The sequence below is a fragment of the Pseudarthrobacter sp. 01T43 genome (assembly GCF_056398665.1).
Genome location: NZ_JBFTPV010000026.1, coordinates 1 through 15667 on the forward strand (window position 1 = coordinate 1; position 15667 = coordinate 15667).

Genomic DNA, 15667 nt, shown 5'->3' on the forward strand with positions numbered 1-15667 from the left:
GTCCCATTCCGAACCCGGAAGCTAAGACCCACAGCGCCGATGGTACTGCACCCGGGAGGGTGTGGGAGAGTAGGTCACCGCCGGAACACCATTCAGGTCGAGACCCCCTGACACACACGTGTCAGGGGGTCTCCCACTTTAACCAGACAMACCAAAAACCCAGACCACCACCCACACCCCACACCCACCCGCGAGAGCGTCCCGGGAAAACCCGCAGCAACTGCGAGAGCCTTCCAGGAGATGTGAACATTCCCACGACCGGGGTCTGCAAGCGGATCTATGTCATGCGCCGGTGGCGTCTCGCTTAGAATTGACTGAGATGTACGGACTTCGAAGCGCTTGATTTCGGGTTGCGTAGGAGAACGAAACACGGAACGAGCGGCTGCGATTGCGCCAGTGGTCGGCTCATAACAGGAGGAATCCCCATGGCTGAGCACAACGGCGGCAATCGCGGCGGCAACGACCGCGGCCCTTTCCGCGGGACAAACAATTCCGGCGGTGAACCGCGGGGGTTCCGTTCCCGTGATGATCGGAGTTCTGAGGGTCCGAAGCGCGGAGCGGGTGGCGGTGGCGGTGAGCGTAAGCCGTTCAGTGGTGGCGGAGAGCGCAAGTCCTATGGCGACCGTGACAACAAGTCCTATGGTGATCGTCCGCGCCGTGAAGGTGAGGGTGATCGTCGCAGCTTCGGCGGCGGTGGCGGTGGCGGTGAGCGTAAGCCGTTCAGTGGTGGCGGAGAACGCAAGTCCTATGGCGACCGTGACAACAAGCCTTACGGTGACCGTCCACGTCGTGAAGGTGAAGGCGATCGACGCAGCTTCGGCGGCGGTGGCGGTGGCGGTGAGCGTAAGCCGTTCAGTGGTGGCGGAGAGCGCAAGTCCTATGGCGACCGTGACAACAAGCCTTACGGTGACCGTCCACGTCGTGAAGGTGAAGGCGATCGTCGCAGCTTCGGCGGCGGTGGAGGCGAGCGGAAGCCTTACGGCGACCGTGACAACAAGCCTTATGGTGATCGTCCGCGCCGCGAAGGCGACGGTGAACGACGCAGCTTTGGTGGCAGCGGGGGAGAGCGTAAGCCCTTCAGCGGTGGAGGCGAGCGGAAGCCTTACGGTGATCGTCCACGTCGTGAAGGCGACGGTGAACGACGCGGGTTCTCCGGTGGCGACAACCGCAAGCCCTTCGGCGACCGCCAGGACCGTGCACCCCGCAGTTTCGACCGCGGTGACTCCGGTCCCCGCCAGTTCGGACGGGACCGTGCTGAGGACCGTCCGGCGCGTGTTCCCAATGCGCGTGATCTTCGCAGCGCCAACCGACCCGATCGCGAACGTTCCCCTGAGATCGACGAGGACGTCACGGGCAAGGAACTTGACCGCGCCACCCAGCACCAAATCAAGACGCTGGAAGCCAAGAGCGCGGAGTGGGTATCCCGTCACTTGGTGATGGCCGGCCGTTTGATTGATGAAGAACCCGAGCTTGCCTTCCAGCATGCCCTCGCCGCGAGCCGGCGTGGTGGCCGGCTGGCTGCCGTCCGTGAGGCCGTCGGACTGACCGCTTACGCGGCAGGACACTACGGCGAGGCGCTGCGCGAGTTCCGGACCTACCGCCGCATCAGCGGTTCCAACGTCCACCTGCCCGTGATGGCGGACTGCGAACGTGGCCTGGGCCGGCCTGACCGTGCCCTCGACGTAGTGCGTTCCGAGGAAGCCAATGACCTGGACGCTCCCGGCAAGGCCGAGTTGGCCATTGTGGCGGCAGGAGCCCGGACAGATCTCGGCCAGCTGGACGCTGCCGTGGCTGAGCTTGAAATCGCCCAGCTGGACATCAACCGCGCGTTTTCCTATAGCCCCCGGCTGTTCCGCGCCTACGGTGACGCCCTGGCCGCGGTGGGCCGCCAGGAGGAAGCCGCCAAATGGCAAAAGCAGGCCGTGGTGGCTGAGAACGCCCTCGGTCTCGGTGTTGACGAGGAACCGGACATCGTGGATCTGGGATGGGACGAGGAAGAGGAAGCCCGCGAGGAAGCCCAGCGGCGACGCCTGCTGGAACGTGCTGCCGGAGCCACTGAGGCCAAGTCCGCCGCTTTTGCAGCCCGGACGGAAACCTCCGCTGAGACCCCTGACGGGACAGCCGGTGTGGACGCCGCCATCGATGACGTGGAATCCGACTACTTCGAGTCCGATGACGCAGAGTCTGATGAGGACTCCGTCGAATCGGATGAGCTCGACTCCGATTCTTCCGGAGGGCCGGCTTCGAATCACGACGACTCAGTCCACGAGGATTCAACCGACGCCGGCGACTTCGACGGCGGCAACGCCGACGACGCCGGCCACTCCGAGCGACAGGACAGCTAGCCTGCTATGACTGAAGTTTCCCTGATCTCCCTGTTTGACGCGCTTCTGGCAGACCTCGACGGCGTGGTGTACGCAGGCCCGCACGCCATCCCCGGCGCCGTGGAGTCGCTGCAGCAGCTGGCCGGCCTGGACATTGGCCTGGGATATGTGACCAACAATGCGTCCCGCACACCTGCACAGGTTGCTGCCCACCTCCGTGAACTGGGAGCGCCGGCGGAGGACGACCAAGTGGTCAGCTCATCGCAGGCGGCCGCCGAACTGCTGTCCTCGATGCTGCCCCCCGGAGCCAAGGTACTGATCACCGGCAGCCCGGCGCTGGCGGAGGAGATCGAGCGGGTGGGCCTCACACCGGTCAACAGCCAGGACGAGGACCCGGTGGCTGTGGTCCAGGGGTTCAACCCCGGGATTGGGTGGACGGAGCTGGCCGAGGCGTCCTACGTTGTGTCTGCCGGTGCGCTCTGGGTGGCCACCAATACGGACATGTCCATTCCGCAGCCACGCGGGATGGCCCCCGGAAACGGAACCCTGGTGGCAGCCGTCAAGGCAGCCACCGGCCAGACCCCACTCGTCGCCGGGAAACCCGAGGCCCCGCTCTTCCATGCCGCGGCCAAACGGCTTGCCGCTGAACGCCCGCTGGTAGTGGGCGACCGGCTGGACACCGACATCCTCGGCGGCAACAATGCAGGCTTTGCCACTGTGGCCGTGCTGACCGGCGTGGACAATAAAAAGACCATCCTCGCTGCGCGTACTGCAGAACGCCCGGACTACATGATCAGCGAACTCTGCGACCTCCACCGGCCCTACCCCGCCGTAAACAACACCGACGGAACGTACCGGTGCGGCGACGCCACGGCACGGGCCGAAGGGGAGACCGTCAGCGTCCAAGGCCGTGAGGATGACCTCAATGCCTGGCGGGCTGCCTGTGCCGCATGGTGGGCCGCCGTACCGGAAACCGCCGAGGCCCGGGCGCCCCAACTCGAATGGCGCACTCAGTGAATCAGTAGACTGGTCCAATGACTGAGCTGAACCACGAGCACACCCCCGAACCAGCCCAGCAAGCACCCGAATGGCCCGGGACCGCCGCACACACCATCGGCGATCCGGGGATTACGGCAATCACTGCGGCCCTGGATGGCGTCTCGGACAGGCCTGTCGCAGAACACGAGGCGGTCTATGCGGAACTGCACGATGCCCTGCTTCAGGCGCTGAACGAAGACGCTCCCAACGGCGAAGGAAAGGCCTAAGCATGGCACGGCTTGACCAGGCCCTGGTGGCCCGCGGCCTGGCGAGGTCGCGGACCCACGCCGCCGCACTGATCGCTGAGGGCAAAGTCAGCTCCGCGGGGCAGGTCCTTTCCAAAGCCTCCCTCCAGGTGCCGGAGGACAAGGACCTGGACGTCGAGCAAACCGACGAGGACAGCTACGTCAGCCGCGCCGGCCATAAACTCGCGGGAGCGCTGGATGCTTTCCCGGAGATCATCGTTGAAGGGAAAAGGTGCCTGGACGCCGGTGCGTCCACCGGCGGCTTCACTGAAGTGCTCCTTCGGCGCGGTGCGGCACACGTGGTGGCGGTCGACGTCGGGCACGGACAGCTGGTGCCGCAGCTCCGCGAGGATGCCCGGGTCGCCGTTCACGAAGGCATGAACGTGCGTTACATGACGCCGGCGGATATCGGCGGACAGGCCGAAATTACGGTGGCCGACCTCTCCTTCATCTCGCTGACCCTCGTGGCCCACCCGCTGGCCCTGTGCACACAACCTGGCGGTGACCTGGTGCTGATGGTGAAGCCTCAGTTCGAGATCGGTAAGGACCGGCTGGGCCGCACCGGGGTGGTGAACTCTGAACGCGAACGCCGGATGGCCGTGGAAAAAGTCGCCAATTCAGCGCTCGACGCCGGACTGGACCTGTGCGGATTGGCGGCAAGCCCACTGCCCGGCCAGGACGGAAACGTCGAATACTTCCTGTGGATAAAGCGCAGGATGACGCAGGACCTGCCTAAGATCGAAGAGCGCCAGGCAGCCCTTGACGGCTTGCTTGGACGAATCTGGCCGAACCACTAGAAAGCTGAACCTGATGACCAGGCGAGTACTTGTCCTTGCCCACACTGGCCGCGAGGAATCGCTGAAGGCTGCCTGGGAGGCCTGCGCCCAGCTCCATGACTCAGGAATCATCCCGGTGATGCAGGAATCCGAGCTGGCGGACATGGAAAGATTCTTCGGCCACCTCACCCAGCCGGTGGAAATTCTGCACGACCATGTGCGGCTGCCGGACGTGGAGCTCGTTATGGTCCTGGGTGGTGACGGTACCATCCTGCGCGCCGCCGAGCTGGTCCGGGAAGTCGACGTTCCGCTGCTGGGCGTCAACCTCGGACACGTAGGGTTCCTGGCCGAGAGTGAGCGGGCGGACCTGGCGCAGACTGTGGAATGGATTGCCCGCCGCGACTACACGGTGGAAGAGCGGATGACCATCGACGTGCAGGTCTGGGTCCGCGGCCAAAAGATCTGGCACACGTGGGCCCTCAATGAGGCTGCCATCGAAAAGGGCAATCGCGAACGCATGCTTGAGCTGGTCACCGAAGTGGACGAGCGGCCCCTTTCTTCCTTCGGCTGCGATGGTGTGGTGCTGGCCACGCCCACCGGCTCCACCGCCTACGCTTTCTCCGCAGGCGGGCCTGTGGTCTGGCCCGAGGTCGAGGCCCTGGTGATTGTTCCCATCAGCGCCCACGCACTCTTCGCCAAGCCCCTGGTGGTATCACCCCGGTCGCGGCTGGCAGTGGAAGTCCTCACCCGGACCGGTGCCGAGGGAGTGCTCTGGTGTGACGGCCGCCGGTCCGTGGACCTCCCGCCCGGCGCGCGCGTGGAAGTGACAAAGTCCCCCACCCCGGTCCGGCTCGCACGGACCCACCAGACGCCGTTTTCCGCCCGGCTGGTCCGCAAGTTCGAGCTGCCCATCCACGGCTGGCGCGGGCCGGTTCCCCAGTCGGATGCAATCCACACCGGCCCCATCCCGGTAGTCAGGACGCCCTCCCCGATGCCGCCGCTTCAGGTGCCCTCCCAAGACCAGCCAGAAGACGAAACCGATCCCGCGAACGCAAAGTGAACCATGCTTGAAGAACTGAGAATCCGCGATCTGGGCGTCATCACCGACGCCACCCTCCCACTGGGCCCCGGGCTCAGCGTCGTCACCGGCGAAACCGGTGCCGGCAAAACGATGGTGGTCACCGCCGTTGGCCTCCTGCTGGGGGCCAGATCCGACGCCGGGGCGGTGCGGAGCGGCGCCAAGAGCGCCACTGCGGAAGCCGTGCTTAGGCTCGACGCCGGGCACCCGGCGATTGCCCGGGCAGTGGACGCGGGTGCCGACGTCGAAGAGGTCGACGGCGGCGCGGAACTCATCCTCGCCCGCCGCCTCGGAGCGGACGGGCGCAGCCGTGCCTTCCTGGGCGGGCGTGCAGCGCCGGTGGGTGTCCTCGCCGAGATCGGCGAAACCCTCGTGGTGGTCCACGGCCAGTCAGACCAGATCCGGCTTAAGGGCGCGGCTGCACAGCGCGGCGCCCTGGACAAGTTTGCCGGCGACACACTGTCGGGCCCGCTGGGCACCTACCAGTCGCTGTACAGCCACTGGAAGGCCAGCCAGGCGGAGCTGGAAACCCTCCGCAGCGCCGCCCGGGACAGGATCCGCGAGGCCGAGTCGCTGGAAACCGCGCTGGCCGAGATTGACGAAGCGGATCCGCAGCCGGGGGAGGATGAATCCCTGAAGGCCGAGGCCATGAAGCTGGCCAACGTGGAGGAACTCAGGATCGCCGCGAGCACCGCGCACCAGGCCCTCATTGCGGAGGACTACGGTGACGCCGGCGATGCCACCACCCTCGTCGACGCCGCGAAGCGGACGCTCGAGCATGTGGCTGAACACGACGCCGAGCTGGGAGCAGCCGCTGCACGTCTGGCCGACGTGGGCTTCCTGCTCAACGACATCGCGACGGAACTGGCCAGCTATCAGGCCGGTCTGGACTCGGAGGGCCCTGAGCGGCTCGCCGAAATCGAGGACCGCAGGGCAGCCCTGGCCAAGCTGGTCCGAAAGTACGCCCCCAGCATCGACGAAGTCCTGGTCTGGGCCGAGAACGCACGCGTCCGCTTCGACGAACTGCAGGACGATTCCACCCGCATCGAAGCCCTGGACGCCGAGGTTGTCCGGGCCGAGGCGGAGCTGCGGAAGCAGGCCGCCGCCGTCAGCAAGATCCGGGCCAAGGCGGCGAAGGACCTCTCCGGCCGCGTGAGCGCCGAGCTCAAGGCGCTGGCCATGGCCGACGCCACCCTGAAGATCAATCTCGAAGCTGCCGGACAGCTAACCCCATACGGCGCTGACGAGATCTCGTTCCTGCTGCAGCCGCACTCCGGGGCCCCGGCGCGGCCGCTTGGGAAGGGTGCCTCCGGCGGTGAGCTGTCCCGTGTGATGCTTGCCATCGAAGTGGTGCTGGCAGCGGTGGACCCGGTGCCCACCTTCGTGTTCGACGAAGTGGACGCCGGCGTCGGCGGGCGTGCCGCCGTCGAGATCGGACGCCGGCTGGCCATGCTCGCCCGGCACGTGCAGGTTTTGGTGGTCACCCACCTGCCTCAGGTGGCGGCGTTCGCCGACCAACACATCACCGTCACCAAAACGTCGGTCAGGGGAGCCGACGGCGGCACCGCCACCGGGTTCACCTCCAGTGATGTTCGACTCCTCGATGGCACGGAGCGGGTCAAGGAACTCGCCCGCATGCTCGCAGGCCAGGAGGACTCCGAATCCGCGCAGGCGCACGCCCAGGAGCTCTTGGACGACGCAAAACTGCTGCCGCAGCGGGCCTGACCCGTGGCCAACCCTTGATCGCAGGGGGCCCTTCCGTGCACACTGGATCATTTGGGGAACCAGTTCCTGATCCGGGAAAGGCTCAATTGATGATAGGCTCGAATTCCGTGGTGCAGCGATCAAATTCCCGTGTAAATTCCCGGTTTCCGGGCTCGTCCAAGACGACCAAACACATCTTCGTAACCGGTGGTGTGGCGTCCTCGCTCGGTAAGGGACTGACGGCTTCGAGCCTGGGTCACCTCCTGCGGGCACGCGGCCTGTCTGTAACTATGCAGAAGCTCGATCCCTATCTGAACGTGGATCCGGGCACGATGAACCCCTTCCAGCACGGTGAAGTCTTCGTCACGGACGACGGCGCTGAAACCGACCTGGACATCGGACACTACGAGCGGTTCCTCGACGAGAACCTCGAAGGCTCGGCCAACGTAACCACCGGCCAGGTCTATTCCACCGTGATCGCCAAGGAGCGCCGCGGAGAATACCTCGGCGATACCGTCCAGGTCATTCCCCACATCACCGATGAGATCAAGCGCCGCATGCGCCTGCCTGCTGAAGGCAAGAATGCGCCGGACGTCATCATCACCGAAATCGGTGGCACGGTCGGCGACATCGAATCGCAGCCCTTCCTCGAGTCAGCCCGCCAGGTCCGCCAGGACGTCGGCCGCGGCAACGTCTTCTTCGTCCATGTCTCGCTGGTTCCCTACATCGGGCCGTCGCAGGAACTGAAGACCAAGCCGACGCAGCACTCCGTTGCGGCCCTGCGCTCCATCGGCATCCAGCCGGAGGCAATCGTGATCCGCTCGGACCGCGAAGTGCCCGAAGCCATGCGGGCCAAGATCGGCCGTATGTGCGATGTCGACATCGAAGCCGTGATCGGCTGCCCGGATGCGCCGAGCATCTATGACATCCCCAAGACCCTGCACACGCAGGGCCTGGACTCCTACATCGTCCGCGCCCTGGACCTGCCGTTCAAGGACGTTGACTGGACCAGCTGGGACAAGCTGCTCGAAGCAGTCCACAACCCCAAGCACTTCGTCGAAATCGCGTTGGTGGGCAAGTACATCGACCTCCCGGACGCCTACCTGTCCGTGACCGAGGCGCTGCGCGCCGGCGGCTTCGCCAACGACACCAAGGTCAAAATCCGCTGGGTGCCGTCGGATGAATGCGAAACCCATGAGGGCGCAGTGGCGTCCCTCGACGGCGTGGACGCCATCTGCGTGCCCGGTGGCTTCGGAATCCGCGGGCTCGAAGGAAAGCTGGGCGCCCTCAAGTACGCACGCGAAACCAAGCTGCCGGTCCTGGGCCTCTGCCTGGGCCTGCAGTGCATGGTGATCGAATATGCGCGCAACGTGGTGGGCCTCGAAGGTGCATCCTCCAGCGAATTCGAACCCGATTCCAAGTACCCGGTGATCGCGACGATGGAAGAGCAGCTGGACATTGTGGAAGGCAAGGGCGATCTCGGCGGCACCATGCGCCTGGGCCTCTACGAGGCAAAGCTCGACGAAGGTTCCGTCATCGCAGAAACCTACGGCAAGACGACCGTAAGTGAACGCCACCGCCACCGCTACGAGGTCAACAACAAGTACCGCGAGCAGATCGCAGCCAAGGGACTGGTGTTCTCCGGCACGTCACCGGACGGCAAACTCGTGGAATACGTTGAACTGCCACGCGAAGTCCACCCGTACTATGTGGCAACCCAGGCGCACCCGGAACTGAGCTCGCGTCCCACCCGGCCCCACCCGCTCTTCAGCGGGCTGATCAAAGCCGCGCTGGACCACCAGAATGCACAGAACCAGAACGCACAGGACGCACCGGCAGCCAAGCCGTCACGTACGGTTGCCGCACAGTAGAACCGAATAAGTAGAGGACGGCGCGATGCCCGGTACACCTGAGATAACCCCAGCTGCGAAGCAGGTTTCGGATGCACCGAGCCCGCGCCGTCTTTTGTCTACGGAAAAGGTCTATGAAGGCCGGATCTGGGACGTTGTCAGTGACAGCTTCCAGCTGAGCGAGACCGGCGAGGCCCTGACCCGGGATTACATCGACCACCCCGGCGCCGTTGCGGTTCTGCCGATGAACGAGGCCGGTCAGGTCCTGCTCATCAGGCAGTACCGCCACCCCGTGGGCATGGACCTCTGGGAAATCCCGGCCGGCCTCCTGGACGTGGAAGGCGAGGACTTTGTGGTGGGCGCCGCCCGCGAGCTGGCTGAAGAAGCAGACCTCGCGGCCGCCACCTGGAACGTCCTGGCCGACTTTTTCAATTCACCGGGGTCCTCCAGCGAGGCCATCAGGATCTACCTGGCACGCGACCTCACCGAAGTGCCTCACCATGAGCGCCACGAACGCACCGATGAGGAAGCGGAAATCGAATTCCACTGGATCGCCCTCGACGAAGCCGTGGCGGCCGTCCTGGCCGGACGGCTGCACAACCCGTCCGCCGTCGTCGGAGTTCTTGCCGCAGCGGCGGCGCGCGCAGACGGGTTTGCCGGACTGCGCCCCGCCAGCGCATCCTGGCCTGCGCACCCTAGCCAGCGCTGATGACGGCCGCTCCGTCAGCGGAAGCCGCAGCCCCGGAAGCCCCCGCGCCGACCGTTCCTCCCCAGACCCCCATCGACCGTGCCGTCACGGCCTATCTCCAGCACATGGGCGTCGAACGCGGTCTGGCCCCGAACACGCTGGCTGCCTACGGCCGTGACCTAGCACGGTACTCCCGCTATCTGACAGCACTGGACTGCCAAAGCCCCGACCAGATCACCCGCCACCATGTGACGGGGTTTGTGCTGGCCCTCAACGACGGTTCCGACGGCGGCACTGCCCTGGGCATCAGATCTGCGGCCAGGACCGTGGTGGCTGTCCGGGGAGTGCACAAGTTCTGGGCGCTCGAAGGGCTGACGACGACGGATCCCGCCAGCGACGTCCACCCTCCCATGCCGGGCAAAAGACTGCCCAAGGCCATCAGCGTGGACGAAGTCACCCGCATCCTTGAAGCGGCCGGCACAGACACCGCCACGGGTCTCCGGGACCGTGCCCTGCTTGAGTTCCTCTATTCCACCGGGGCCAGGATCAGCGAGGCCGTGGGATTGGACGTGGACGATATTTCCCTGCAGGACTTGGAAGCAGGGCCTGCAGTGGTCCGGTTGTTCGGCAAGGGGTCCAAGGAACGGCTGGTGCCGCTCGGCTCCTATGGAGCGCGGGCCGTGGAAGCCTACCTCGTGCGGGGCCGCTCGCTGCTGGCGGCAAAGGGCAAAGGCACACCTGCTCTCTTCCTGAATGCGCGGGGCGGCAGGATTAGCCGGCAAAGCGCCTGGACCATCCTGAAGGCGGCAGCTGATAGAGCCAACATCACCAAGGACGTGTCGCCACACACCCTGAGGCACTCCTTCGCCACGCACCTGCTGGAGGGTGGAGCGGATGTCCGTGTGGTGCAGGAACTGCTGGGCCACGCCTCGGTCACCACAACCCAGGTCTATACCCTCGTCACAGCGGACACCCTCCGCGAAATCTACGCCGCCGCCCACCCGCGGGCGCTTGGCTGACATGGCTGGCGCTCCCGTCACGTTGTGCTTTCTCACCCGCACCGTGCGCGGCGTGCCCCAGGTCCTGCTGGGAACGAAGAAAACCGGCTTCGGGATGGGCAAGATCGTTGGTCTTGGCGGCCACGTGGAGCCGGGGGAGACTGATGAAGAGGCTGCCTGCCGCGAAGTGCAGGAGGAAGCCGGCGTGGTGGTCCTTGAAACGGATCTCCGCGACGCCGGCGTGGTGGTCTTCGACTTCCCGGCCCGGCCGGACTGGAACATGACCACCCGCCTGTTCGTGGCGGAGCGCTGGGACGGTGAGCCATCTGAAAGCGTGGAGATCGCACCGGAATGGTTCGACGTCGGATCCTTGCCGGTTGAGCGAATGTGGCAGGACGCAGCCCACTGGCTTCCGCTGGCGCTGGACGGGTCCGTGCTGCGCCTCACGGTGGTCCTGAACGATGACAACGAAACCGTCCGCGAAGTGCTGGACTACTTGACCCGCTGACGCCGATACACAGACGGCGGGCCAGCCACCTTCGTATGGTGACCGGCCCGCCGTCGTACGCTGGTGGGGATTACGGCACGTGCCGTTCCTCCGGACCGTTGTATTCGCTCAGCGGCCGGATCAGCGAGTTCGCGGCGGCCTGCTCCATGATGTGCGCGGTCCAGCCAGTGATCCGGCTGGCCACGAAGAGCGGCGTGAACGTGGGGGTATCGAAGCCCATGAGGTGGTAGGTGGGCCCGGCCGGGTAGTCCAGGTTTGGCTTGATGGCCTTCGCCTCGTCCATGGCCTGCTCGAGGCCGTTGTACAGCCCCAGCAGCTCCGGCCGGCCGTAGTGGGCGATCATCTTATCCAGCGCGGCCTTCATGGTGGGGACCCGGGAATCGCCGTGTTTGTAGACGCGGTGGCCAAAGCCCATAACCTTCTTCTTTTGGGCCAGGGCGTCCTCCATCCAGGTCTTCGCCCGGGCGGCGGCCTCCTCCAGCGATTCCTCGGGCCGAATGCCGATCTCGTCGAAGGTGTGCATCACTGCCTCGTTGGCGCCCCCATGCAAAGGCCCCTTGAGGGCGCCGATTGCAGCCGTCACAGCCGAATGAAGGTCAGCAAGGGTGGAGGTTACTACCCGTGCCGTGAACGTCGAAGCGTTGAACGAGTGCTCGGCGTACAGGATCATCGAGACGTTGAAGGCTTCAATGACCTCGTCCACCGGGTCTTCACCGAATGCCATCCACAGGAAGTTGGCTGAGTAGCCCAGGTCTTCGCGCGGTTCCACCAGGTCCTGGCCGCGGCGGCGCCGCTGGTCGTAGGCGACCACTGCGGGCATGGCGGCGAAAAGATCCACGGCCTTGGCCATGTTGGCCTCCGGCGAGGAATCCTCGGCGAGCTTATGCCGCGCCCCCAGCACCGACGCTGCCGTGCGGCACACGTCCATGGGGTGTGCGGTGGTGGGCAGGGCGTCAATAACCTGTTTTACCACCGGATCGAGGGCACGGCCGGCGCGCTCGCGCTTGGTAAACTCCGCAAGCTCATCGGGGGTCGGCAGCTCGCCGTTCCAGAGCAGGTACGCCACCTCTTCGAAACTGCACTTTGCGGCCAACTCCTGGACCGGATAGCCGCGGTACAGCAGCGAGTTGGTGTCCGGGTTGACCTTGGAGACCGCGGTGTAGTCCACCACGACGCCGGCCAGGCCCTTCTTGATATCTTCAGCAGCCATGTTGAACTCCTTCGTTCTTGCGGGGGTTCGGGTCCTAGCGGACGCCGGGAATCTGGAAGTTGAAAACGCCGGTATCGAAGTGGTTATAGGCCTCATAGTCCACAAGGTCATAGAGCCGCGCACGGGTGAGCATGTTCTCCACCTGTGCTTCCTGCGACCCTGTTGCCTTGATTGTTTCCAGCGTACGCTCTGCAGCTCCCATGGCAATGCGCAGAAGGGTGACCGGGTAGATCACCATGTTGACGCCTACGGACTGCAGCTGKTCRRYSGTGAAGAGWTCGCTTTTGCCGAATTCGGTCATGTTGGCCAGGACCGGCACGTCCACGGCATCGCGGATGGCCTGGAACTCTGACAGATCCCGCATCGCCTCCGGGAAGATGGCGTCCGCGCCGGCCTCCACCAGGGCCCGGGCGCGGTCCTGTGCCGCCGCGATCCCGTCCACGGCCCGGATGTCGGTGCGGGCCATGATGAGGAAGTTGGGGTCCCTTCGCGCATCGGCTGCTGCGCGGATGCGCTTGGTGGCGGTGTCCAGATCAACGACATTCTTGCCGTCCAGGTGGCCGCAGCGCTTTGGGTTGAACTGGTCCTCGATGTGGCAGCCGGCCAGGCCGGCGTTTTCGAGTTCCTGGATGCTGCGTGCCACGTTCATGGGCTCGCCGAACCCGGTGTCCGCGTCCACCAGGCAGGGCAGGTCGGTCATGCGGGCGATTTGCCCGGCCCGGGTGGCCACCTCGGTCAGTGTGGTCAATCCAATATCCGGCAGGCCAAGGTCATTGGCCAGCACGGCGCCTGAGATGTACACACCTGCGAAGCCTTTTTCCTCGATCAGCCGTGCCGAGAGCGGACTGAAGGCGCCGGGGAACTGCTGGATGGTGCCGGAGGCGAGCATCTGGCGCAGGGCGACGCGCTTCTGCTCCGGAGTTGTCTTGGAATACAGCATGGGTTCTCCCTGTCGGAGGTCGGAAAAGGTGGGCCTAGAAGAGGCCGGCGGGTGCGTCGCTGAGGTTGATCACGCCGGGGGCGGCGGTGATGTTCAGCTGGTCAAGCTCGCCCGGGCCCAGGTCCGGGAGGCTTTCGGCGGCGGCGAGGAAACGCTCGATTTCCTCCTCGGTGACGAGCCCGGCCGCCAGTGTGCGGAACTTGTTGATGTACTGCTGGCGGGCGAAGGGCCTGGCTCCCAGCGGGTGCGCGTCGGCCACGGCGATCTCATCGGTAATGACGGTGCCGTCGTTCAGGGTGATCTCCACGGATCCCCCGAAGGCCTTCTCCGAGATGTCCAGCGAGTGGTAGCGGCGGGTCCATTCCGGGTCTTCCTCGGTGGTGACCTTGTGCCACAGCTCCACCGTGTCGGGCCGGCCGGCGCGTTCGGGGGCGTACGAATCAACGTGGTGCCAGGAGCCGTCCTGCAGGGCGACGGTGAAGATGTAGGGGATGGAGTGGTCCAGGGTTTCGCGGCTGGCCGTGGGGCTGTACTTCTGGGGGTCGTTGGCGCCGGAACCGATCACGTAGTGCGTGTGGTGGCTGGTCTTGATCAGGACCGACTTCACGTTGGCGGGGTCGGTAGCCTCCGGGTGCTCCTTGTGCAGCTTGCGGGCCAGGTCGATCCAGGCCTGGGCCTGGTATTCGGCGGAGTGTTCCTTGGTATAGGTGTCCATGATGGCGCGCTTTGCTTCGCCGGCTTCGGGCAGCGGCACCTCGTAGGAGGCATCCGGGCCATCCAGCATCCAGGCGATGACACCGTCTTCGCCTTCGTAGATCGGCACGGGGGAGGTCTGGCCGCGCATGGCACGATCCACGGCTTCTACGGCCATTTTGCCGGCGAAAGCGGGAGCGTGGGCCTTCCAGGTGGAAATTTCGCCCTTGCGGGACTGGCGGGTGGCGGTGGTGGTGTGCAGCGCCTGGCCGACCGACTGGAAGATGGTTTCGACGTCCAAGCCCAGGAGCGTGCCGATTCCGGCAGCGGCGGACGGGCCGAGGTGCGCCACGTGGTCGATCTTGTGTTTGTGCAGGCAGATGGCCTTGACCAGGTTGACCTGGATCTCGTAGCCGGTGGCGATGCCGCGGATCAGGTCCCTGCCGTTTGCTCCGACGTGCTGTGCGACGGCGAGGATCGGCGGGATGTTGTCCCCGGGGTGCGAGTAGTCAGCAGCGAGGAAGGTGTCGTGGTAGTCGAGTTCGCGGACGGCCACCCCGTTGGCCCAGGCTGCCCATTCGGGGGAGACCCTGTCGGTGATGCCGAAGACGCCGGCGCCCTTGCCGTTCGTGGTGGGTGCGTGGGTCAGTGCCTGGGCGCGGGCGGCGACGATGGGCCCGCGGTTCAGGGAAGCGATGGCAACGGAGGCGTTGTCGATGACCCGGTTGATGACCATCTCCGTGACCTCCGGGGTGACCTCGACGGGGTCGGCGGCGACCTCTGCGATTTTGTGGGCCAGCTGGTCTTCACGGGCGAGGTTCTCTTCGCTCTTGTAGACACGGACGTGGTTGAGCTTAACCATGGTGCTCCTCAGTAGGTGAGTGGGTGGCTTTGACGTGGGAAAGACTGCGGTGCAGATGAACGGTGGTGGCAGCTTCGGCGAGTTTGGCGTTACCGGCGGCGATGGCCTCGGCAATCGCGGCATGTTCGACGGCGGCCGCGTTCAGTCGCGGTGCGTCATCGGCCGCGAGGCGGCGGACCCGGACCAGGTGGACCCGCAGGCTGCGCATCGCCTGAGCGAGGTAGGAGTTGGAGATTGCGGCGTCGATCGCCTCATCGAGGCGACCTACCAGCGCGTAGTAGGCATGCCGTGCGGGATCATCCTGGCTGATCAGTTCGGGGGCACGCAGAAGGTCGGCATGAAGCTGTTCGAACACCGCGCGCTCGCCCCGTTCGGCGGCGAGGGCCGCCGCCTTGCCCTCGAGGGTTACCCGGAGTTCGAACATCTCGTCGATATCGTCCAGCGAGATATCGGTGACGACGACGCCGCGGCCGCCCGCCGCCGTCGTGAGTCCCTCGGCGTTCAGCCTGCTGAGCGCCTCCCGGACCGGGGTGCGCGACACGCCGAGGCGTTCAGATTGTTCCACTTCGGCAAGGACGGTACCTGGCGCGAGGCGCCATTCGATGATGTCTTCGCGGAGTGCCGCATAGGCTCTGTCGCTGGCTCGCAAGGTTCCCTCCCTTCATTCCGTGGATCATTCCCAGTGTATACACAAAAGCGGGTTTAGGCCCAGTCTTTAGCGCCAATAGGGTTTTCCAAGACGGTTATGTATAC

The 15667-nt window shown here is 65.4% G+C and carries 15 protein-coding genes and 1 rRNA gene; 11 read left to right on the forward strand and 5 right to left on the reverse strand.

All coding sequences use genetic code 11. The annotated features are described in order from the left end of the window. Window positions 1-86 (forward strand): 5S ribosomal RNA (gene rrf, locus AC1DIM_RS17325); the annotation flags it as partial. 6 nt (window positions 87-92) lie between these two features. On the opposite strand, the gene AC1DIM_RS17330 is transcribed toward rrf, so the two are convergent. Continuing rightward, window positions 93-1484 (reverse strand): hypothetical protein, encoded by a 1392-nt coding sequence (locus AC1DIM_RS17330; RefSeq protein ID WP_477711739.1) that lies wholly within the window; start codon window positions 1482-1484, stop codon window positions 93-95. Here AC1DIM_RS17330 and AC1DIM_RS17335 point away from each other — a divergent pair. The 10 genes from AC1DIM_RS17335 (at window position 1449) to AC1DIM_RS17380 (ending at window position 11209) form a co-directional block, all read left to right on the forward strand. Next, window positions 1449-2345 carry a hypothetical protein gene (locus AC1DIM_RS17335; protein WP_477711740.1) on the forward strand — a complete coding sequence of 299 codons (897 nt, stop codon included), beginning with the start codon at window positions 1449-1451 and terminating at the stop codon, window positions 2343-2345. The two genes, AC1DIM_RS17330 and AC1DIM_RS17335, sit on opposite strands and share 36 nt — an antisense overlap. 6 nt (window positions 2346-2351) lie before the next feature. Continuing rightward, window positions 2352-3341 (forward strand): HAD-IIA family hydrolase, encoded by a 990-nt coding sequence (locus AC1DIM_RS17340; protein ID WP_477711741.1) that lies wholly within the window; start codon window positions 2352-2354, stop codon window positions 3339-3341. Between the two features lie 17 nt (window positions 3342-3358). Continuing rightward, the gene (locus AC1DIM_RS17345) at window positions 3359-3589 is read left to right on the forward strand and encodes a hypothetical protein (protein ID WP_477711742.1); all 231 of its coding nucleotides are present in this window, start codon (window positions 3359-3361) and stop codon (window positions 3587-3589) included. A gap of 2 nt (window positions 3590-3591) precedes the next feature. Further along, on the forward strand, window positions 3592-4404 hold the full coding sequence (locus AC1DIM_RS17350) for a TlyA family RNA methyltransferase (protein WP_477711743.1): 813 nt from the start codon (window positions 3592-3594) through the stop codon (window positions 4402-4404). A gap of 13 nt (window positions 4405-4417) precedes the next feature. Next, window positions 4418-5443 carry an NAD kinase gene (locus AC1DIM_RS17355; RefSeq protein ID WP_477711744.1) on the forward strand — a complete coding sequence of 342 codons (1026 nt, stop codon included), beginning with the start codon at window positions 4418-4420 and terminating at the stop codon, window positions 5441-5443. Window positions 5444-5446: 3 nt separating this feature from the next. Next, entirely contained in the window at window positions 5447-7186 is a 1740-nt protein-coding gene (recN, locus tag AC1DIM_RS17360) for a DNA repair protein RecN (RefSeq protein WP_477711745.1), read from the forward strand. 89 nt (window positions 7187-7275) lie between these two features. Continuing rightward, the gene (locus AC1DIM_RS17365) at window positions 7276-9036 is read left to right on the forward strand and encodes a CTP synthase (RefSeq protein WP_477711746.1); all 1761 of its coding nucleotides are present in this window, start codon (window positions 7276-7278) and stop codon (window positions 9034-9036) included. A gap of 25 nt (window positions 9037-9061) precedes the next feature. After that, window positions 9062-9724, forward strand: coding sequence for an NUDIX domain-containing protein (locus AC1DIM_RS17370; protein WP_477711747.1), 663 nt, complete (start codon window positions 9062-9064; stop codon window positions 9722-9724). Further along, entirely contained in the window at window positions 9724-10722 is a 999-nt protein-coding gene (xerD, locus tag AC1DIM_RS17375) for a site-specific tyrosine recombinase XerD (protein WP_477711748.1), read from the forward strand. Before AC1DIM_RS17370 ends, xerD begins: the two co-directional genes overlap by 1 nt. A 1-nt stretch (window position 10723) precedes the next feature. Beyond that, window positions 10724-11209: an 8-oxo-dGTP diphosphatase gene (locus AC1DIM_RS17380; protein ID WP_477711749.1), complete on the forward strand. Its 486-nt coding sequence runs from the start codon at window positions 10724-10726 to the stop codon at window positions 11207-11209. A gap of 70 nt (window positions 11210-11279) precedes the next feature. On the opposite strand, the gene AC1DIM_RS17385 is transcribed toward AC1DIM_RS17380, so the two are convergent. The 4 genes from AC1DIM_RS17385 to AC1DIM_RS17400 are packed head-to-tail and all read right to left on the reverse strand — an operon-like array spanning window position 11280 to window position 15563. Further along, window positions 11280-12419 carry a bifunctional 2-methylcitrate synthase/citrate synthase gene (locus AC1DIM_RS17385; RefSeq protein ID WP_477711750.1) on the reverse strand — a complete coding sequence of 380 codons (1140 nt, stop codon included), beginning with the start codon at window positions 12417-12419 and terminating at the stop codon, window positions 11280-11282. A 34-nt stretch (window positions 12420-12453) separates the two neighbouring features. Beyond that, entirely contained in the window at window positions 12454-13359 is a 906-nt protein-coding gene (prpB, locus tag AC1DIM_RS17390; protein ID WP_477711751.1) for a methylisocitrate lyase, read from the reverse strand. 34 nt (window positions 13360-13393) lie between these two features. Further along, window positions 13394-14914, reverse strand: a complete 1521-nt coding sequence (locus tag AC1DIM_RS17395) for an MmgE/PrpD family protein (protein ID WP_477711752.1) — start codon at window positions 14912-14914, stop codon at window positions 13394-13396. Beyond that, a complete protein-coding gene (locus tag AC1DIM_RS17400; protein ID WP_477711753.1) occupies window positions 14907-15563 on the reverse strand; it encodes a GntR family transcriptional regulator in 657 nt (218 codons plus the stop codon). Before AC1DIM_RS17400 ends, AC1DIM_RS17395 begins: the two co-directional genes overlap by 8 nt. Window positions 15564-15667 lie beyond the last annotated feature (104 nt).